This is a genomic window from Saezia sanguinis (genome assembly GCF_963921665.1).
GTDB classification, from domain to species: domain Bacteria; phylum Pseudomonadota; class Gammaproteobacteria; order Burkholderiales; family Burkholderiaceae_C; genus Saezia; species Saezia sanguinis.
The window spans coordinates 44747-63591 of sequence record NZ_CAWUGC010000001.1; the positions used below are offsets into that span (position 1 = coordinate 44747).

At 50.5% G+C, this 18845-nt stretch carries 16 protein-coding genes and 1 tRNA gene; 12 read left to right on the forward strand and 5 right to left on the reverse strand.

Translation table 11 applies throughout. From position 1 onward, the window contains the following. Positions 1-313: 313 nt before the first annotated feature. Positions 314-1516 carry an amino acid aminotransferase gene (locus tag AACY98_RS00200; RefSeq protein WP_339800088.1) on the forward strand — a complete coding sequence of 401 codons (1203 nt, stop codon included), beginning with the start codon at positions 314-316 and terminating at the stop codon, positions 1514-1516. Positions 1517-1576: 60 nt separating this feature from the next. On the opposite strand, the gene rnhA is transcribed toward AACY98_RS00200, so the two are convergent. Both rnhA and AACY98_RS00210 read right to left on the reverse strand, forming a co-directional pair. Continuing rightward, positions 1577-2020, reverse strand: a complete 444-nt coding sequence (rnhA, locus tag AACY98_RS00205; RefSeq protein ID WP_339800934.1) for a ribonuclease HI — start codon at positions 2018-2020, stop codon at positions 1577-1579. Positions 2021-2098: 78 nt separating this feature from the next. Beyond that, the gene (locus tag AACY98_RS00210; protein ID WP_423817496.1) at positions 2099-2860 is read right to left on the reverse strand and encodes a class I SAM-dependent methyltransferase; all 762 of its coding nucleotides are present in this window, start codon (positions 2858-2860) and stop codon (positions 2099-2101) included. Between the two features lie 19 nt (positions 2861-2879). Here AACY98_RS00210 and gloB point away from each other — a divergent pair, with 19 nt between their 5' ends. From gloB to psiE, 11 genes are all read left to right on the forward strand, one after another. After that, positions 2880-3668, forward strand: coding sequence for a hydroxyacylglutathione hydrolase (gene gloB, locus AACY98_RS00215; RefSeq protein ID WP_339800093.1), 789 nt, complete (start codon positions 2880-2882; stop codon positions 3666-3668). Then, entirely contained in the window at positions 3665-5158 is a 1494-nt protein-coding gene (locus AACY98_RS00220; RefSeq protein ID WP_339800096.1) for a transglycosylase SLT domain-containing protein, read from the forward strand. The genes gloB and AACY98_RS00220 overlap by 4 nt, the downstream gene beginning before the upstream one ends. Before the next feature lie 115 nt (positions 5159-5273). Continuing rightward, positions 5274-5363: transfer RNA gene (locus AACY98_RS00225), tRNA-Ser, on the forward strand. A 482-nt stretch (positions 5364-5845) separates the two neighbouring features. Further along, on the forward strand, positions 5846-6544 hold the full coding sequence (locus AACY98_RS00230; RefSeq protein ID WP_339800099.1) for a DarT1-associated NADAR antitoxin family protein: 699 nt from the start codon (positions 5846-5848) through the stop codon (positions 6542-6544). Positions 6545-7008: 464 nt separating this feature from the next. Beyond that, positions 7009-8049 (forward strand): putative 2-aminoethylphosphonate ABC transporter substrate-binding protein, encoded by a 1041-nt coding sequence (locus AACY98_RS00235; protein ID WP_339800102.1) that lies wholly within the window; start codon positions 7009-7011, stop codon positions 8047-8049. Positions 8050-8105: 56 nt separating this feature from the next. Further along, positions 8106-9191 carry a putative 2-aminoethylphosphonate ABC transporter ATP-binding protein gene (locus tag AACY98_RS00240; RefSeq protein WP_339800105.1) on the forward strand — a complete coding sequence of 362 codons (1086 nt, stop codon included), beginning with the start codon at positions 8106-8108 and terminating at the stop codon, positions 9189-9191. Between the two features lie 178 nt (positions 9192-9369). Next, positions 9370-11067 (forward strand): putative 2-aminoethylphosphonate ABC transporter permease subunit, encoded by a 1698-nt coding sequence (locus AACY98_RS00245; RefSeq protein ID WP_339800107.1) that lies wholly within the window; start codon positions 9370-9372, stop codon positions 11065-11067. 61 nt (positions 11068-11128) lie between these two features. Then, complete coding sequence (locus tag AACY98_RS00250) at positions 11129-12235, forward strand: 2-aminoethylphosphonate--pyruvate transaminase (RefSeq protein WP_339800937.1); 1107 nt, start codon at positions 11129-11131, stop codon at positions 12233-12235. After that, positions 12228-13010, forward strand: a complete 783-nt coding sequence (locus AACY98_RS00255; protein WP_339800110.1) for an HAD family hydrolase — start codon at positions 12228-12230, stop codon at positions 13008-13010. Before AACY98_RS00250 ends, AACY98_RS00255 begins: the two co-directional genes overlap by 8 nt. A gap of 59 nt (positions 13011-13069) precedes the next feature. After that, on the forward strand, positions 13070-13888 hold the full coding sequence (phnX, locus tag AACY98_RS00260; protein WP_339800113.1) for a phosphonoacetaldehyde hydrolase: 819 nt from the start codon (positions 13070-13072) through the stop codon (positions 13886-13888). Between the two features lie 138 nt (positions 13889-14026). Then, a complete protein-coding gene (psiE, locus tag AACY98_RS00265; protein WP_339800116.1) occupies positions 14027-14443 on the forward strand; it encodes a phosphate-starvation-inducible protein PsiE in 417 nt (138 codons plus the stop codon). A gap of 95 nt (positions 14444-14538) precedes the next feature. On the opposite strand, the gene AACY98_RS00270 is transcribed toward psiE, so the two are convergent. The 3 genes from AACY98_RS00270 to AACY98_RS00280 form a co-directional block, all read right to left on the reverse strand. Beyond that, a complete protein-coding gene (locus tag AACY98_RS00270) occupies positions 14539-15420 on the reverse strand; it encodes an alpha/beta hydrolase (protein WP_339800119.1) in 882 nt (293 codons plus the stop codon). A gap of 158 nt (positions 15421-15578) precedes the next feature. Continuing rightward, positions 15579-17804, reverse strand: coding sequence for a TonB-dependent siderophore receptor (locus AACY98_RS00275; protein WP_339800122.1), 2226 nt, complete (start codon positions 17802-17804; stop codon positions 15579-15581). Positions 17805-18202: 398 nt separating this feature from the next. Next, complete coding sequence (locus AACY98_RS00280; RefSeq protein ID WP_339800125.1) at positions 18203-18610, reverse strand: hypothetical protein; 408 nt, start codon at positions 18608-18610, stop codon at positions 18203-18205. Positions 18611-18845 lie beyond the last annotated feature (235 nt).

The following is an 18845-nucleotide window of genomic DNA, read 5'->3' on the forward strand; positions in this document are numbered from 1 at the left end:
CATTAACGCAGGGGCCTGCTAATGTCATCATTGATCTGGATATTGCTGTTTCAAAGCCATGTGGAGGCATGCAAGCCGGAGAAAAATTCAAAAAAAGATGAAACATGAGATATGTGTCTTATATATGAGTTTGTGTTTTGATGGCCCCGAAAATGCGGACGTGTTATTTCTGCAACCAAAATGTCCATATTTAATGAATTGATCGGGATATCGGGTGCGGTTGCAACCGGCTTAGGCATAAAATTCTAATTAGTCTTGTTTACGGGCTCGGACTACCCTCATATTCGATTTTCATCTCAAGGAGTATCTTTCCATGTCACTGTTTTCTGCAGTAGAGCTGGCACCGCGCGACCCCATTTTCGGGCTGACAGAACAATACATTGCGGATACCAATCCATCCAAGGTAAACCTAGGGCTAGGTGTTTATACAGGGGAGGATGGCAAGATTCCAGTGCTGAAATGTGTTGCCATTGCACAAAAGCAGATTTCAGAAAATATTATTCCTAAAGGATATTTGCCTATCGATGGCATGGCGGCTTACACCAGCGGCGTGAAAGACCTGATTTTTGGCCAGAGCAGCGATGTGGTGAAATCCGGTCGGGTGGTCGCCATTCAGGCATTGGGTGGTACCGGTGCTTTGAAGGTGGGCGCTGATTTCCTGCAAACACTTACCCCTGATGTGCCGGTAATGGTTTCAGACCCCAGCTGGGAAAACCACCGCGCTTTGTTCAGCCGCGCAGGCTTCCAGGTTGTGGCCTACCCTTACTATGACGCTGAAAAACGCGCCGTGAATTTTGAAGGCATGCTCAATGCATTTAAAGTGGCTACCAAAGGCACAATCGTGCTGCTGCACCCCTGCTGCCATAATCCCACCGGCTATGACCTGAGTGAAGACCAGTGGGATCAGTTGATTGAAGTGATGCGCAGCAATGGGCTGGTGCCTTTCCTGGATATGGCGTATCAGGGCTTTGGCAGTGGTTTAAAGCAAGATGGTGTGGCTGTGGCCAAGCTGGTTGATTCGGGATTGAGCTTTTTGCTTTCCAGCAGTTTTTCCAAAACATTTTCTCTGTACGGCGAACGTGTGGGCGCATTGTCGATTGTCTGCACCAGCCAGGACGAAGCCAAACGTGTGCAGAGCCAGGTAAAGCTGGCGATTCGCACCAACTACTCCAACCCACCAACATTCGGTGCCCAACTGGTTTCCACGGTATTGGGAACGCCCGACCTGCGCACCATGTGGGAAAATGAGCTTGAGGGTATGCGTGTGCGCATTCAAGGCCTGCGCGACCAACTGCTGGCTAAGCTCAAGGCAGCAGGGGTGACAGAAGACATGAGTTTTATCTCGGCACAAAACGGCATGTTCAGCTACTCAGGGTTGAGCAAAGACCAGATGGTGCGCCTGCGCTCTGATTTCAGCATTTATGGGCTGGACAGTGGGCGTATCTGTGTGGCCAGCCTCAATGCGAAAAACATTGATTATGTGGCCCAGGCAATAGCCACTGTAGCCAAGGCTTAATAAGGCATTTTAGACATTCAACGCCAGGCCTGTGATGGGTCTGGCGTTATTTATTTGTGTTTAAATATTTTCCACACCCAGGTTGGCCAACTGGTCAGCACGCTCATTGCCAGGATGCCCGGCGTGCCCTTTGACCCAATGCCAGTCAATCTGGTGGCGTTGCCGCAGTTCGTCAAGCTGCTGCCACAGCTCTGCATTTTTTACCGGTTTTTTCTGCGCGGTTTTCCAGCCGTTCTTTTTCCAGTTGTCAACCCACTCCAGCATGCCCTGCCTGACATATTGTGAATCCATGTACAGGTCGATATGGCATGCTTTTTTCAATAATGACAATGCCTGAATAACGGCCATCAGTTCCATGCGGTTGTTTGTGGTTTGTGCCTCGCCGCCGTAAATCTCTTTTTCAGCAATGCCATTTTTGCGTGAATACTGAAGTAATGCGCCCCAGCCGCCCGGCCCTGGATTGCCTTTGCATGCGCCATCGGTATAGATGGTGACCTGAGGCAATGTGGCGGTTGTGTTCACGGCGTTTATCCTGGCAGTTTGTTTTATGCAGCCTGCATTGTAGCGGCCTTGCCGGCAGGCTTATTGGTTCTGTTGTTTTTCCTGATGCATGCGTTGCGTGGCAACGGCGCCCTTGGCATTTTTGTTTTGTTCTGTTTTCCATTGCGGGCCAATCAGCCGCATGCCTTTGATGCGTTTGATGGCGGTGATCTGGAAGGCTGCGCCAAGAATTGGCCACCAGCGGTCACCGGCAGACTCCATCCAGGCGGTCCGGTCCAGCCATTTTTGTGTTTGAAACGCGGGGCGGTAGCAGCCAAAGCTTCCGGTGGCAACTTCCAGCCCCAGCAGGCGTAGCCAGTCGCGCAGGCGCCAGTAACCGATCAGCGAGCCTGCGCCCAGGGGCAGGAAGTGGGAGCTGGCTCCCAGGCGCTGTAAAAAGCGTGTACGCCGTTGGCGCAGCCCCCATAAGCTGGTCGGATTCAGGCAGGTGATCACAACACGGCCTTCGGGCACCAGCACACGGCTGACCTCGCGCAGGGTGGCATGCGGGTCTGCCGCCAGATCCAATGTATGAGGCAGTACCACCAGATCAATGCTTTGTTCGGCAAAAGGCAGGGCATCAAACCGGCTGACCAGTGCAGAGGGCTGTGTTGGCTGCTGGCCTGGCAGATGGTCCTGCACCAGCCAGCGGTTGGGCATGCGGTTGTTTTCTAATGCGGGCAGGGAGGGCAGACCAAGCTGAAGCGCATGGTAGCCGAAAATATCTTCAACCGCTTTGTTGATGCGCTGTTGCTCCCAGGCCAGCAGGTACTGGCCCAAGGGCGTGCTTAACCATGAATCCAAACTTATAATCTCTTCTGCCATGAATCTAATTGCAATCCCCGCCTTATCGGACAACTATATCTGGATGCTGCATAACGGGCACCAAGCTCTGGTGGTTGATCCTGGTGATGCTACACCAGTTATCAGTACTTTGCAGGCGTGCCAGTTGGAACTTGCCGCCATTTTGGTCACGCATCACCATGCCGACCATACGGCTGGTATTGCTGCCTTGCGTCCTTATCTGGCAGGAGAGGTCTGGGGGCCGGCCAAAGAGGCTGTTCCTGAACCTTACCAGCCAGTACATGAAGGGCGGCAGTTGCACCTGCTGGGACTGAATATTGAGGTTTATGATATCCCCGGACATACAGCAGGGCATATTGCTTTTTACATTCCCGCACCACAAGATGCCTTGCAGGAAAACCAGGCGCCAATTGTCTTTTGCGGTGATACGTTATTCTCTGCCGGTTGCGGGCGCATATTTGAAGGCACACTTGAACAGATGCTGCATTCGTTGGATAAACTGGCTGCACTGCCCGAGCAAACCCGTGTTTGCTGTGCGCATGAATACACCTTATCGAACCTGCGTTTTGCGCAGGTGGTAGAGCCGGATAACGCCGATATTTTCTTATACGCCGAGCATTGCCAGCAGTTGTGCACAAAACAACAGCCCACACTTCCATCGCAAATAGGTCAGGAATTGCGTATTAATCCCTTTTTGCGTTCGCGTAAATCGTCTATCATAGGGGTTATTCAAGCTCATAACCCCGCTGCTACAGACGATGTGGCTGTGTTTGCGGCGTTACGTCACTGGAAAGATAATTTTAAATGAATCTTCAAATTCGTTTCGGGGCACTTTTATCCTGCGCGTGCGCTTTGTGGTTGACAGGGTGCGCAGTTGATACGCAGACGGTTGGACTCCCTCGTGGCACGCAGGCCACCACCATGGATTCAGATGTGGTGCTGGTGGATAATTCGGACGCTGCATTTGCCATTTACGATGAAGGGATTGACCTGAATATGGCCAATGCCGACATCTGGCAGCGTGTGCGTTCCGGGTTTGCCATGCCCGATCTGCAAAACGGACTGGTGACAGAAAAAGAGCAGTGGTATGCCTCGCGCACCCAGTATTTTGTACGCACGAGTGAACGGGCTCGCCGCTATCTGTATTATGTGGTGGAAGAACTTGATAAACGCGGCATGCCCATGGAACTGGCCTTGCTGCCGTTTGTAGAAAGCGCGTTCAATCCACATGCTGTTTCAACCGCGCAGGCTGCAGGTATGTGGCAGTTTATTCCGTCGACCGGACGTAACTTTTCCTTGCAGCAGGATATCTTCCGCGACGAGCGGCGTGACATCATTGCTTCGACCAATGCGGCACTTGATTACCTGCAAAAACTGTACGCCATGTTTGGCGACTGGCACCTTGCCCTGGCAGCCTATAACTGGGGCGAAGGCAATGTATTGCGGGCCATTGAGCGCAACCAGCGGGCCGGTTTGCCAACCGATTACGCCAACCTGACCATGCCGCGTGAAACGCAGACGTATGTGCCCGCGCTGCAGGCGCTGAAAAACCTGATTGGTGATCCGCTGGGGTACAAAATTGAACTGCCCTTGATTCCTAACCATCCTTTTTTCCAGACCATCGCCATTGAGCGCGATATGGATGTAGACGTTGCCGCTAAACTGGCAGGAATTTCTGTGGATGAGTTCAAGGCACTGAACCCGGCGGCCAACAAACCTGTGATTCTGGCAGAAATCACTTCGCAGATACTGCTGCCCTGGGACAATGCCGAAGTATTCATGGAAAATCTCAGCCTGTATAAAGGGCAGCTATCTTCCTGGACAGTCTGGAAAGCACCTAGCACCATGAGCGTATCTCAGGTGGCGCGGGAAACCGGTATGTCTGAGTCTGTTCTGCGCCAGGTGAATGAGATTCCGCCCCTGGTGCTGGTACGGCAGGGCAGCGCGCTGCTGGTGCATCGTTCTACAGACAACAACGCCAATGTGGCACTGGCGCTGGTTGAAAATGCTTCGTTGAATTTCTCCAGGTCTGGTGGGCGGCATTTTACCCCCAGCAAAATTGCTGTGGAACAGCAGCACAGCCCGATTGTTGCGCGGAACAGCACGCCCAGCAAGGTAGCGGTCAGTGGTAATGCAGCGACACAGCCTGTGGTTGCCAGCGCGCCTGCCACGGCGGCTACTCCGGTTGCCAGCGTTACTGCAAGCAGTGCCAATGTGCGCCATAACAGTAGCCCCAGTAAAGTGGCAATGACTGCAGCCCCGGCGGTAACCAACGTGGCATCATCAGCAACTCATTGATAACAGAGAGCAAAAGGGAGAGGAACACAGGGTTTCGCATGGCGGTTTGTCCGGGCAGCAATACCAGGGCTTGGCGAAACTCTGACAAACCGATATAATCCTATCCTTGATTCCAGGAAGCGTGGCCGAGTGGTTGAAGGCACCGGTCTTGAAAACCGGCAACGGGTTAAACCGTTCGTGAGTTCGAATCTCACCGCTTCCGCCATTTAAAACAAGCACTTACGTCAACCCTCAAAAGTGCTTGATTGCTGTTGGAAATACCGCAAAATTCATAAGTAAGTAAGAACACACAGGCAAAAAACGCTGATTAGCACAGCACAGGAGAAGCACAATGCCACGGCAGGCTATCCAAGCATATGCACAGCGTTCAACCCCTTCTTACCTCACTTCATATGCACGACAAAGCTATATCCAATTGGGTATGTTCATGAGATCGCGGTGCCGACCATTCGCTTTATGCCGACTCGATGGTCATTGGCAGCAGTACATCCGTTCCTATTGGGTTTCCAGATGTGCAGACTGAAGTGCTGGTCTTTGATGTAGTCGAACTTCAGTACATTGCTGGAGCTATCTTGGATAAGGGAGGCGTTCGTGACGGCTACCTGCAGCATCTTGGCGACAAAAATGTGAATAACAAAGGGATATCCACGTCGCGTGGGGATTTCCTAAAATATCAATAGAACTAACATGGTAGAACGTCCTCTATTTATCCCAGCCACTGAAGGGTCGGCCCTTGTCAAGACCAAGTACATCGAGTTCCAGTGGTTTCCCGGCATGGCCGTATCGCAGAAACAGAAGTCTGTTGACTCGCTACACGATGCAGCGTGTAATTTACCTGGCATCTCAAAGGTGCTGGAGGTCTCTAGCAAGTCTCGCGAAGAGCTTGGCGTAGCACTCAGTGCCTTCAACCTCAGTTTCGCCACAGTCAAGCACAATCGAACGTTCAGCGTTGAGTGTGCATATCAAGGCAGTAAAGTCTTTGAGCGGGGGGGACCCTTTGTAGATATTTTCGGTAAAACCTCCCGTGAAGCGAAAAAGGATGAACGCCTGCTTTCCTCGGGCCGACTTACCGGTTTTCGATTCTTTGGCACAGACTGGGAGTTGGAGCCGCAGACTGCGTTCTACGATTGGCTCTATATCAACGCACTGAAAAAGCAATCCGGCGTTACCGAACAGCTTCTGGAGTATTCGGCTTTCACAGATATCGAGTTCAATCCCAAGCGCTCAATCAACTGCCAAGCTTATTCCGTTGCATTATATATAGCTCTACATAAGCGTTGTCTCCTTGAAGAAGCCACTTCCTCCAAGGATGCATTTCTGCGGACTGTGGGTAACGCCGCCATAAGCAATGCTCGACAAGACGAAACCGTGCAAGGTGGTCTCTAGCACTGATTCGTTGGCGGATTGTCATGGCGGGCTTGCCAGACAAAAAACACCTTACAAAAAAGAGATGCTGTTCATCTGATTGTCTCGGGCGCCAATAGCAGTGGCATGAGAGTCGATAGCCAGAAAGCGGTGGTAAATATAGCAATAACGTATCACCCGCGACACAGTTGATAAGCATGGTCGATGCGGCGGGCCTTGAGCACATGTACGGCGGAACCATACTGTTTCTGGTAGCCTAAAGAGCAAAGTCACCCCTAGTGACATCTGGCTGAGCATTTTTATTCCTGGGTAAAACCTCTTGTTGAGTCTGCTCTTATTTGAGCAGCACGATAAATGAATTCAACTGAAAAGCGTTGATCTGGTTGCGCTGTTTCTTGTACAAGTCGTTGTCATTGAGTTGTCATAAACCATCGTTATCATTCAATACACTCAATTCGTATTTGTATTTGAAGGAGTCGAAGTGTATGCGTATTAAAACGATAATGAAGTGTTTGCTGACAGCCAGTTTGGGGTTGGCTTTAATTGAAGGGGCATGGGCTCAAAAAACGCAACTGACTGTCTACACGGCACTTGAGGCAGAACAGATTAATGAGTATGCCAAAGCATTTAACGCAGCGCATCCCGATATTGAACTGCAAATTGTACGTGATTCAACGGGAGTGATTGTTGCCAAGTTGATAGCAGAAAGAGCCAATCCTCAAGCTGATGTCATCTGGGGCGTTGCCGCTTCTGGCTTGGCTTCGCTTGATCAGTTGAACATGCTGGAGCCTTATGCGCCAGCGAATTTTTCCAATCTGAGCCGGCAGTATGTTGATGCAAAGACGCCTCCACATTGGTGGGGCATGGACGTGACCGGTGCGGTGGTGTGTTTTAACACGGTAGAGGCAGCTAAACGCAACATTCCTTTGCCTCAAACCTGGCGTGATCTGCTTAAGCCCGAATTTCGTGGGCAGGTTGTGATGCCTGATCCGAACTCTTCTGGCACCGGCTATTTTCATGTGATGAGCTGGCTGGGCATGTGGGGTGATGACAATGGCCAGGGTGAAGGCTGGAAATTCATGGACGGCTTGCACCAGAATATTGCACAGTACACGCATTCAGGCTCTAAGCCCTGCAACATGGCTGCTACTGGTGAATACGTTGCTGGCATTTCGTTTGAATATCGTGGACACACCAACAAGGCCAAGGGCGCTCCAATCGAGCTGGTTTTCCCGTCGGAAGGGTTGGGCTGGGACGTTGAAGCCTTTGCTATCCATAAGGGAACACAGCATATGGATGCTGCGAAGATCCTGGCAGACTGGGCATCCAGCCGTGATGCGATGGAAATTTACGGCAAGAGTTTTGCCATTACCGCGCAGCCTGGCGTGGCACCCAAGCTTGAAAATATTCCGGATGATTACGAGTCGCGCTTGATCAACATGGACTTTGAGTCCATTGCACAAAACCGTACCCGTGTTTTACAAGAGTGGTCACAGCGCTACAGCAGTAAAACAGAGCCTAAATAAGTATGAGTGATATAGCTGTGTTGTTAAAAATCATTCAGGGTTGAAAAGGACGGAATATGAATCAGCCATACCTGCAGCTTTCTGGCATCTCAAAGTCATATGGTAATTTTGCGGCGCTCAGGCAAGTGGACCTGTCTATTGGTCAAGGTGAACTTGTATGCTTTCTGGGACCTTCGGGATGTGGTAAGACCACGCTCCTTCGCATCATTGCCGGGCTGGAGCAGCAAACATCAGGAAGCATCCATCAGTGCGGGCAAAACATATCTTATGCTGAACCTGCAAAGCGCGATTATGGCATCGTATTCCAGTCCTATGCTTTGTTTCCCAACCTGACCGCTGCTGAGAACGTCATTTACGGACTGGCAAATCACAAGCATTCACGTCAGCATCTGCAAAAGTGTGCCGATCAGTTGTTGGAACAGGTTGGGCTTAAAGGCAGTGGAAATAAATTCCCCTCGCAGATGTCGGGAGGGCAGCAGCAACGCGTCGCTTTGGCCAGAGCGCTGGCTACATCGCCAGGGTTGCTGCTTTTGGATGAACCGCTGTCAGCACTGGATGCAACAGTGCGCCAGCATCTTCGCAAAGAAATTTGCCGCTTGCAGCGCGAGCTGAATCTGACAACCATCATGGTCACGCATGATCAGGAAGAAGCGCTATCCATGGCGGATCGCATTGTTGTGATGAACCATGGTGCCATCGAGCAAGTCGGCACGCCCATGGAGGTGTATTGCAACCCGGTATCTCCCTTTGTTGCTGATTTCATTGGCAACGCCAATTGCCTTAAAGCAATTGCTGAAGGTAATGGTTGGTTTCGTTGCGGTGACCTGCGTATGCGGTGCTCTGATGAAAAGGGCGCCGGGCATTTTGCTGCGGGGCAGGCCGTTAAGCTTTATCTGCGTCCCGAAGACCGTATTGTCGGAGAGCTGCTGGATGATGACTCCGGAAAATGCAGGGCAACCGTGCGCCGTGTCGAGTTTCTGGGAGATAACTGCATGGCAGAGGTGATGGTTGACCGAATTCCTGATCAGGCATTGCAGTTGCAGTTTACGCTTAACCAGATGCGTGACTTTAATGTCCGCGAAGGCAGCAGCCTGCATTTTTCAATGAGGCCGGAGCGGATGAGTATTTTCCCGATGAACTGATAAAAACAAATTTTGAGGTGAGCGTTTCAACCGCTTCTTGCAACTGCAAGCGGCTGGTTTTGAGCAGGGTCTTTTTACATGCATTTGAAATGGTGTTTCCGTATTCGGTACGGGCATTGTGAATTGCGTTTATCGCAATCAGGCCATGCATGTGACTGATGTGCAAAATAAAACAACAGTGAGTAGTAAAAATAAGGTGGTAGGTAGATTTTTCAGCACACGCGGTTTGATTTATGCAGGCCTGATTGTCTTTGTGCTTTTACTGGTGGTTTCCCTGGTTTTACCCCTGTTCGCGGTTTTGGCCCAGATCTTTGACAGCGAATTTTCCGGTATTTCAGGATGGGAGGCCCTGGCAACATATGCTACTTCTCCCGGTCTGCTAAGAAGCTTGTGGAACAGCATCTGGGTTTCGGTGCTTGTGACGGTGATTACGTTGCCGCTGGCCTACATTTTTGCCTACGCCTTAACGCGCAGTTGTATGCGCTTTAAAGGTGTTTTGCGCAGCATTACGCTGTTACCGCTTTTGGCACCCTCGTTGCTTTCTGCCATTTCACTGATCTACTGGTTTGGTAACCAGGGGATCGCCAAATCATTCTGGCAGTCACTGGGGTTTGACAGCATTTACGGTGCCTCAGGCATTGTTCTGGCCGAGTGTTTTGCTGTGTTTCCGCATGTGCTGATGATTCTGGTGACTTCGCTTTCGCTGGCTGACGCGCGCCTGTATGAAGTCGCAGACACGATGGGAACCACACGGGTCCGCAAGTTTCTCACCATCACGCTTCCCAGCAGCAAGTACGGTGTGATTTCGGCGGCGCTGGTTTCTTTTACGTTGGTGATCACTGATTTCGGTATTCCCAAGGTGGTTGGTGGCAGTTTTAATGTGCTGGCAACAGATATTTTCAAGCTGGTAATTGGGCAGCAGGATTTTCAACGCGGTGCGATTGTGGCAATGCTATTGCTGGCACCGGCCTTGCTGACATTTTCTGTGGATTATTTTGTTCAGCGTAAACAGACGGCAGTGCTTTCTTCGCGTGCTGTCGCCCTGGTTCCCAAGCCGCGAAAAGCGTTTGATATGTGGATGACCTTGTATTGCGTGGTCGTCTGCCTGTTAATGGTTGCCATGTTTTTAATGGCCGCGTTTGCCTCGTTTGTCACTTTCTGGCCTTATAACCTGAGTTTGAGTCTGGTCAACTATGAGTCTGCACTGATTGGCCGAGGGCTGGGAGACGCTGTTGTTAACAGTCTGAAAATGGCTGTGGGTACCACCATCATCGGTACGGCCACAGTTTTTGTCGGAGCCTACCTGATGGAGAAAACCAAAGGGCTGAGCCTGGTACGTCCCGTTCTGCGGCTGTTTGTGGTGCTGCCTATGGCTGTTCCGGGGCTGGTTCTGGGCATGGGGTACATCTTCTTTTTTAACAGCCCGTCCAATCCGCTGAACTTTCTTTATCACACCATGATACTGATGGTGATATGCACAGTCGTGCATTTTTATACAACCGGGCATCTGTCGGTGGTCACAGCGCTTAAATCGATTGACAGCGAGTTTGAAGCGGTTTCAGCGTCCTTGAAAGTGCCTTTTTACAAAACGATGTGGCGTGTCACGCTGCCTATTTGTACTCCTGTACTGCTGGATGTCTCGCGTTATTTTTTCATCAATGCAATGACGACAATTTCCGCGGTGGTGTTTTTGTATTCTCCGCAGACACGGGTGGCTTCCATTGCGATTTTGAATCTGGATGAAACGGGCGATGCCGGTGCTGCCGCCGCCATGGCGATGCTGATCGTGGGCATTTCATCCATTGTCACCGTGTTTTATCTGATATTGGGCAAATGGGTGGAAAAAAGAACGCAGCGCTGGAAGGTGCGCGTGTAATCGCGGTAACAGATATTGCAGCAATTTGAATACAAGATGTTAATAAAGGATGATGAGCATGATGGATGACAGTCATATCTTACTGACACCGGGGCCACTGACGACAAGCCTGCGCACCAAGCAGGCCATGCTCAAGGACTGGGGCTCATGGGACGCTGATTTTAATGCGTTGACGGCAACCGTCTGCCGGCAGTTGCTGGACATTATTCATGGTCAGGATGACTATGTCGTTGTTCCATTGCAGGGCAGCGGCACTTTTTCGGTAGAGGCGGCCATTGCCACTGTGGTGCCGCGTCAAGCCCATTTGCTGGTGCTTGACAATGGCGCTTACTGCAAGCGAATGGCAAAGCTGGCCACCATGATGGGGCGCCGCGTCAGCGTGCTGACCCAGCCTGAAAACAGGCCAGTCTCGCTTGAGCAGCTTGAACAGACATTAATGCAGGATGACAGCATTACGCATGTGGGGCTGATCCATTGCGAAACCGGCACAGGGGTGGTGAATCCGTTGCAGCAGGTCAGCGATATATGCCAGCGTCTGGGGCGTGGGTTGATTGTAGACGCGATGAGTTCATTTGCCGCGCTGCCCATTGACTGCCATGAGATTGTGTTTGACGCTTTGATTTCAGCCAGCGGCAAATGCCTTGAAGGCGTTCCGGGTATGGGGTTTGTGTTTATCCGCCAGGCTATTTTGGAGAGCTGCCGCGATAACAGCCATTCTCTGGTGCTTGACCTGTATGACCAGCATGTCTATATGACCCACACGGGGCAGTGGCGTTTTACGCCACCCACGCATGTGGTGGCGGCACTGGCTGAGGCGCTGGTTCAGTTCGAGCAGGAAGGCGGACAGCCTGCACGCTTGGAGCGTTATACGCAAAATTTTCAATGTCTGCTCAGCGCAATGACGCAAATGGGTTTAAGCACCTATCTGAAGCCTGAAGACCTCTCTCCGATTATCGTGACATTCAATTCGCCTGAAGATGAGCGGTTTGATTTCAAGGTTTTTTACAACAAGGTGAAAGCGCAGGGCTTTATTCTTTATCCCGGCAAACTGACGGAGGTGGAAACCTTCAGGGTGGGGTGTATTGGCGCGATCAACAGTGTTCAAATGCAAAAAGCAGTGAATGCTGTTGGCAGCGCACTGAAGGAAATGGGTGTTTTACATGGATAAAGTACTTGCTCCGGATTCCGCGTTACCGCAGCAACAGGGCTGTGACAAGCCTGTTTCATCTGCCGCATCTGCTACATTTGCACCAGTTGCACAGCCGGTGAGGCTGGCCATGTTTGATCTGGACCTTACCCTTTTAGAGGGCGACACCGATCAGTTGTGGTGCATGTACCTGATTGAACGAGGGCTGCTGGACAGAGAAATGGAGTTGCATAATGCACGCTGGCAGCAGCAATATAAGAGCGGGCGGGTGAATGCCATGCAGTTCTGCCGGTTTTATGCCGGTTTGTTGAAAGGCCGTGAGGAAGCGGCGTGCCAGCATATCCGCGACGAATTTTTTGAAGAGGTGCTTTGGCCACGAATTCCTCCCATGGCTAAATATCTTGTTGAGTTGCATCGTGACGGGGGCGACTCTTTGTTGCTGACGACTGCCAGCAGCCATTTTCTGGTGATGCCTGTTGCACGGAAACTGGGATTTGACGCATGGATTGCGACCACATGGCAACTGGATGAAAACTGTGTGTTCACTGGTGAGCTGGAAGGCAGGCCCAATATGGGTATTGATAAGGTGCGCTATCTCAGGCAATGGCTGAAACAACGAAATGTGTGCAGTCTTGCAGAAATGAGTGCAATTCTTGCGGGCTCCACTTTTTATTCGGACTCTATCAAAGATCTGCCATTGCTTAAAAGTGTGGGTTGCCCGGTGGTGATGAATCCTGATGCCAGATTGCTGAAAGAGTCGCTGATAAGAGGCTGGCCTGTGAGAAGGCTTTGGTAGCCGACAGTGGTGGCCCATTCATTGATATCTGTGAAATAACGTAAAGGGAAGAGTAAAACATGGTACAGACACGGGAAAAATTAAGCGCTGTTGTATTTGACTGGGCTGGAACGATCGTGGATTTTGGCTCTTGCGCGCCCATGGGGGCATTTGTAGAGTTGTTTGCGCAGTTTGGCATCAGGCTGACAGTTGCGCAGGCACGCGGCCCCATGGGAATGGCCAAGTGGGAACATATTCAGGCATTGCTTTTATTGCCTGAGGTGGCCAGCCAGTGGCAAACAGTTTACGGTAAACAGCCGGATAAGATGGATGTCGACCATCTTTATGAAGTGTTTGTACCACTGAACGCACAGGTAATTTCGGATTACGCCGACATTGTGCCTGGCGCGATTGATGTCGTTCAACGTTTGCGCGAACGTGGCTTGAAAATCGGCTCTACCACAGGCTACAACTGGATTATCATGGATATTCTTTCGCCGTTGGCTGCTGAGAAAGGGTATGTGCCTGATAACGTTGTTTGTGCAGGAGATCTGCCGGCCGGGCGTCCTGCGCCTTTCATGATGTATCAGACTTTTGCTGAGCTTGGCATCTGGTATCCGCAAACGGTGGTGAAAGTGGATGATACCGGTGTCGGTATACAGGAGGGGCTTAATGCGGGCACCTGGACTGTGGGTATTACCGTCAGCGGCAACGAAGTCGGGCTTTCACTTCACGAATGGCAGGCGTTAAGCTCTGCGGAGCAGGAAACCCTCAGAGCCCGTGCAAGCGCCAAGCTGAAAGCGGTTGGCGCCCACTATGTTGTGGATACCGTGGCGGATTTGGAGCCTGTGCTCGATGAAATCCAGGCCCGGATTTTACAGGGTGAAAAACCGGTGTGACATACCGGACATTCGTCATGGTGCACATGGCAGGCATTCATTGAGACTGTTGCATGGTGATACAGTGTACGGCGCTGTCATGGTAATGACATATAGCGCTGTTATCGTACGGCATATGTTAAATAAATGTGTCAATACATGAAAGGGCTGAAGGAAAGTATCACTGCCAGGCATATGGCCAAAGTCATGACGTGGATACTGGCATGCATGCTGTTGACGTTGGCTGTGATTTTATTGGTGTTCCTGGTCAGGGAAAGCTGGGTATTGATTGACATATTGCTTGATGGCGCTTCAGACCATAAAAGCTATGCCATGATTGAAGCCATCATCATCTGGTTTTTATACTTTGAATTTATTGCCCTGATCGGAAAGTATTTTGAATCCGGTTTCCACTTTCCTTTGCGCTACTTCATCTATATCGGTATCACTGCAATTGTCCGCCTGATTATTGTCGATCACGAGAAGCCTATGGCCACTCTGATTTATTCTGTAGCGATTCTTGTGCTGTTGGGCGCGCTTTATATTGCCAATACCGGGTTGCTGAAACGCATATAAAAGAAAAAATGCAGCCCGGAAAAATTGGCCACAACAGGTTTCAGCTAAAAGCGCTGGCAGGAAAGCAGAGGGTATGTGATGTGTTTGGGTAAAACTCAAACAGCTACCAAAGCATAAGGAAATGACGCTGAGAAGGTGGCGCCGTGGCCCAAACCTTCAAATACATGTGACTGCACATTCAAATCGCTGCGCTGCTGTAATGTTTCCAGCAGGGTTTGTGTTGCATGGTTGGGTCTGATGGCGGGTTGCCCTTCCGGCTCAACCGGTGCATTGCGGCGCCGTTCCTGGTCTCCAAACATGATGAGCACTTTGGCTGGCTGGCTGTTTTGTCGATGCGGTGCATTGGGTGCCAGGGTTTGCAGCATATCGTCACCCCAACTGACGGAGGGGCTGACGGGAATATAGATTGAAAATGCATCCGGCTTTGTCAGCAGGGTGAATAAGGAGAACAGCCCGCCATATGAGTGCCCCCAGATAGCGCGGCGTTTTGTATCGATGTGTAGTCCATTTTCTGCGGCGGTCCGTAAATCTCCTTGGACAAATTCCAGGAAATAGGCGGCTTCACCTGTTGGGCGTGCCGCTGCGCGGCCGGTGGGTTCGCTTCCTTGTGGCAGGGGCGGGGTATAGTCCCGCGAGCGTGCCATGACATCGTGTATGTAAGGGGTCGGGTAGCCGATACCGACAATGACCATGTCTGGTACTTGAGCAAGCATTTCGGGCGTCAGGCGGTCAAAGACGGCATTGCCATCGAGCATGTACAGGATTGGATAGCCTGCATTTTCAGGTGCTTTGTTTGGAACCGCCATGAATATCTCATAGGCATGTCCTTTTGCCGATGTTAACTGGAACCGCTTGAGCTGATGCGAGCTTAAAGGCGCATTGAAAATGGCATAGTTTGCCACTATCTCAAAATTACGTGGCTGCGCCAGGCTGGACAGGGCACTGGCTCCAAGCCATACGCCAAGCAGTGTGTGCATAGCGTTTCTGCGGGTCATGCTGGTGCGATGAGAGGAAGTAGGCGATGTCATGATGAGGGATGGCTCAGGGTTGCAGTGAAAGTGTTGCTGAAAAAAGTAAAAGCTGGCTGTTGGGCAATGTGTTGATTGCCCGGCGCCAGCTTTTCAGTTAACAGTTATCAGAACTTGTGTGTTGCAGAAATATAGAATGCACGGCCAGGTTCATTGAATGTTTCAGACCCGGCAGATGTGGAGTTCCCTCTGCGATACAGCCGTTTGTCAAAAAGGTTGCTGATACCAACGGTGAAGTGCAGTTGGTCATGAACCTGATAGGTGCTGCTCAACCCGACCAGGGCATAAGAGCCTCTGGTTGTAGCGGCCTGACCTGTCAACAGCTCACCCTTGTAACTGTAGCGCATGGGTTTAATGCGGCCGTAATAGGTCAGTGTGCCTTGCAGGCTCCACTGAGCGGTCGGGCGCCAGTCCAGCGTGGAGTTGATTGTGTATTCTGGTGTTAAAGAAAGCACTTCGCCTGTTTCTTTATTTTCAGAATTGATCATGTAGGTGAAATTGGTCGACCAGTTCAGGTTGGAGAGAACCGGAATGTTGACCGAGCCTTCCAGCCCTTCGATCACTGCCTTGGACACGTTGGTCCATTCATAAATGTTGTAACCTGTGCTGGTTTTGGCAATGATATCTGTACCGGCCTGTATTTTGTTGCGGTAGTCATTGCGGAAGTAGGTCACACCAAACCGGAAGTTATCCGGGGTTTTATATTCAAAACCGATTTCTTTGTTGATGCTGATTTCGGGCTTCAGATCGGCGTTGCCCAGCAGGTAGCAGCTTCCTGAATCGTAACAGCCGTTACCTCTACTTGCCAGCAGGTAATTGGCGTTGGTCTGGAACAGGTTGGGCGCTTTATAAGCGCGTGCAATACCTGCTTTAAAGGTAATGCGGTCTGTCAGATCAAAAGAGCCGTTGAGCGACGGGCTCCAGTTTGAGCCGGAGATGCTGTGGTGGTCAAAGCGCAGGCCGGGTGTCAGAATGAAACGGTCTGTCACGCCAATGTTGTCTTCAACAAAAAACGACTTCATGTTGGAGGACATGTGGCCGCTGCGCTCGCCGGTGGTGTAAGGGATATGGGTGATGTTGCCAAAGTTCAGGCTCTGCGTCATGGAGCTGGGGTCATCCATTTTGCTTAAAGACCATTCCAGCCCGGTTGTCAGCACATGGCGAACCCCGAATGTATTCAGCGGCACATTGACTTCAGTGTGTGCAACATAGTCACTCAATTTGCTTGTATTGAAGTCATTGGGAGAGGTAATCGACCCTTCCGGCCCGCCTGCCAGAGCTTCCACCAGACGCGTATTGCGGGTATTGGTATATTGCAGGTACGACATGGATGTGCCGAAATCATAGATGCCGTTGTGGGTGATGCTGTATGACTCGCGGTACATGCGGTTGGTCTCGCGGCCCAGCAGATAACTTCTGTTGTCATCCAGGGCAATGTTATTCTGCGAATCCCCTGCGTAAATGTTGCCCTGCCGGCTGAAGCTGCCGTCAAAGTCAATAGTGTGCCCATCGGCCAGGTTCCAGGTCAGGCGTCCGGCAATGTCGCGGTTGCGCACACCTTCGCGGCCGGCCGAGTTGCCAGAGATGGTGGCATCGCTGTTGATATCGGAATCATCCGCATCTGTTTTGTTGATGTTGCCATACATGCGAAATGACAGCCTCTCCCCAATAGGGCCGCTCAGGTCAAACGTGGAACGTGTTGTTGCGCCTTCGTTGGAATGTTCCGGCTTGTTGGCGTACACAGTGATAGAGCCGCCAATCTTGTCGGTATTGCGTTTTGTAATGATGTTGACAACACCGCCAGCCGCACCGCTGCCGTAACGTGCTGCAGAGGGACCGCGCAAAACTTCAATGCGTTCAATTTCTGAAGCAGGCACCCAGTTGCTGTCGCCCCGTGTATCCCGCTCTCCGCGCCAGCCATAACGCACAGAGTTGCGGCTGGTGACGGGTTTGCCGTCAATCAAAATCAGTGTATTTTCAGGCCCCATGCCGCGGATTTCAATCTGGCGGTTGTTGCCGCGCTGGCCCGAAGCAGAGCTGCCTGTTAAGTTGACCCCTGGCATGGTGCGAACAATATCCGAAATGTCATTGACAGGGGGGCGTTTTTCGATATCTTCAGCGGTAATGACGGAATAGCCCAGAGACTGCCGCATTTCTTCTTCTGCCGTACCAATCACTCGGACGGTTTCAAGAGAACCGCCTTCTGAGGCGACTTGCTCGTTGTTATTGCTCTCGTCAGAATTAATGTCTGTGGATTGTGCATAAACAGGATATGCAAATAACATGGAAACCAACAAAGCGACTTTGGATTTGGAAAATTTGGAAACGTGCATGAATTGAAGCCCTTGCAATAAAGAATAAATAGGCGGACTGGTAACATTCGTTGGAGGTATTTCCGCTCATTAATTAATACATGTAATATAATGATTATTACATGTATTTGCTCGGCTATAAAAATTGATACCTTCACTTGTGATGCAAAGGTATCAATTTTTCCAGCGAGAAATAAACTTTAATGAGAAAGGAAACAAGAATAATTATCATTATCATTTAATGTTTATGCAAACATAAGGTTTTTGAAATGTCGCAATAAAACATCAAATGAAACGGGTTTTTGTTGTCAGCGCGTGTGGCCACAAAGCACGGAATCAGAGGATTTGGTACCGGATTTGTACGGCGGCAATCAATGAAGTGCAATGCTTTGCAACAGGTAACAATGCGTAACTTTGTATCAGCCGTTTAAAAGTAAATTCAATTCCACGAGCGCTGTCTGAAGATCAGATAGCACAGAGTCAGATGCGTGGATACCTATAGAGGCCAGCATGTCAATGGCATTCTCGATAAGCGCTTTAATCTGCTCCATCAAAGCAAGGTAAGGCATTTTTTCTATGAGCAGCTGGTTCACATAAAGGCGTTGTGATTTATTGTCATAATTGATTGTGATTCTGCCGGATAGCGTGAATTTATGGTCGTCTTTTCTCATGGCATCAGCAAAATCGCTCAGCAGGATAAACACCATTTGAAAATCCTGGCTGGCATAGTTCTCCTTGGTAAAAGAGCCGGACAGCCCATCAAATTCCAACCCTCCAAGATCAAAAGAGGACTCAAGCTTGCCTGTTAAAAAAATGCTTATATTCATCAGAATGCTTATTTTTCTGAGTTAAGGCGTTGACCATGCATGATACCAAGGATCGTATGCACGGCGTTTGGTTTTCAGAGACCATTATCCGATGGTATGGATGCATTAAAAAGAATGCTCTATATAATGGGCGGCTCATAGCCCGCCGCCGCCATGTGCGGATGGGCCATTTCTCAATAACACAAGCCGGACGTTCATTTTTGCTTGTACCCGAAAGCGGTTCAAGAAAAGAAAA

What these genes read in the sequence shown, in the direction of transcription:
- AACY98_RS00200 (WP_339800088.1), top strand. Translation starts at nt 314, where the DNA reads ATGTCACTGTTTTCTGCAGTAGAGCTGGCACCGCGCGACCCCATTTTC.
- gloB (WP_339800093.1), top strand. Translation starts at nt 2,880, where the DNA reads ATGAATCTAATTGCAATCCCCGCCTTATCGGACAACTATATCTGGATG.
- AACY98_RS00220 (WP_339800096.1), top strand. Translation starts at nt 3,665, where the DNA reads ATGAATCTTCAAATTCGTTTCGGGGCACTTTTATCCTGCGCGTGCGCT.
- AACY98_RS00230 (WP_339800099.1), top strand. Translation starts at nt 5,846, where the DNA reads ATGGTAGAACGTCCTCTATTTATCCCAGCCACTGAAGGGTCGGCCCTT.
- AACY98_RS00235 (WP_339800102.1), top strand. Translation starts at nt 7,009, where the DNA reads ATGCGTATTAAAACGATAATGAAGTGTTTGCTGACAGCCAGTTTGGGG.
- AACY98_RS00240 (WP_339800105.1), top strand. Translation starts at nt 8,106, where the DNA reads ATGAATCAGCCATACCTGCAGCTTTCTGGCATCTCAAAGTCATATGGT.
- AACY98_RS00250 (WP_339800937.1), top strand. Translation starts at nt 11,129, where the DNA reads ATGGATGACAGTCATATCTTACTGACACCGGGGCCACTGACGACAAGC.
- AACY98_RS00255 (WP_339800110.1), top strand. Translation starts at nt 12,228, where the DNA reads ATGGATAAAGTACTTGCTCCGGATTCCGCGTTACCGCAGCAACAGGGC.
- phnX (WP_339800113.1), top strand. Translation starts at nt 13,070, where the DNA reads ATGGTACAGACACGGGAAAAATTAAGCGCTGTTGTATTTGACTGGGCT.
- psiE (WP_339800116.1), top strand. Translation starts at nt 14,027, where the DNA reads ATGAAAGGGCTGAAGGAAAGTATCACTGCCAGGCATATGGCCAAAGTC.
- AACY98_RS00270 (WP_339800119.1), bottom strand. Translation starts at nt 15,420, where the DNA reads ATGCACACACTGCTTGGCGTATGGCTTGGAGCCAGTGCCCTGTCCAGC.
- AACY98_RS00275 (WP_339800122.1), bottom strand. Translation starts at nt 17,804, where the DNA reads ATGCACGTTTCCAAATTTTCCAAATCCAAAGTCGCTTTGTTGGTTTCC.
- AACY98_RS00280 (WP_339800125.1), bottom strand. Translation starts at nt 18,610, where the DNA reads ATGAATATAAGCATTTTTTTAACAGGCAAGCTTGAGTCCTCTTTTGAT.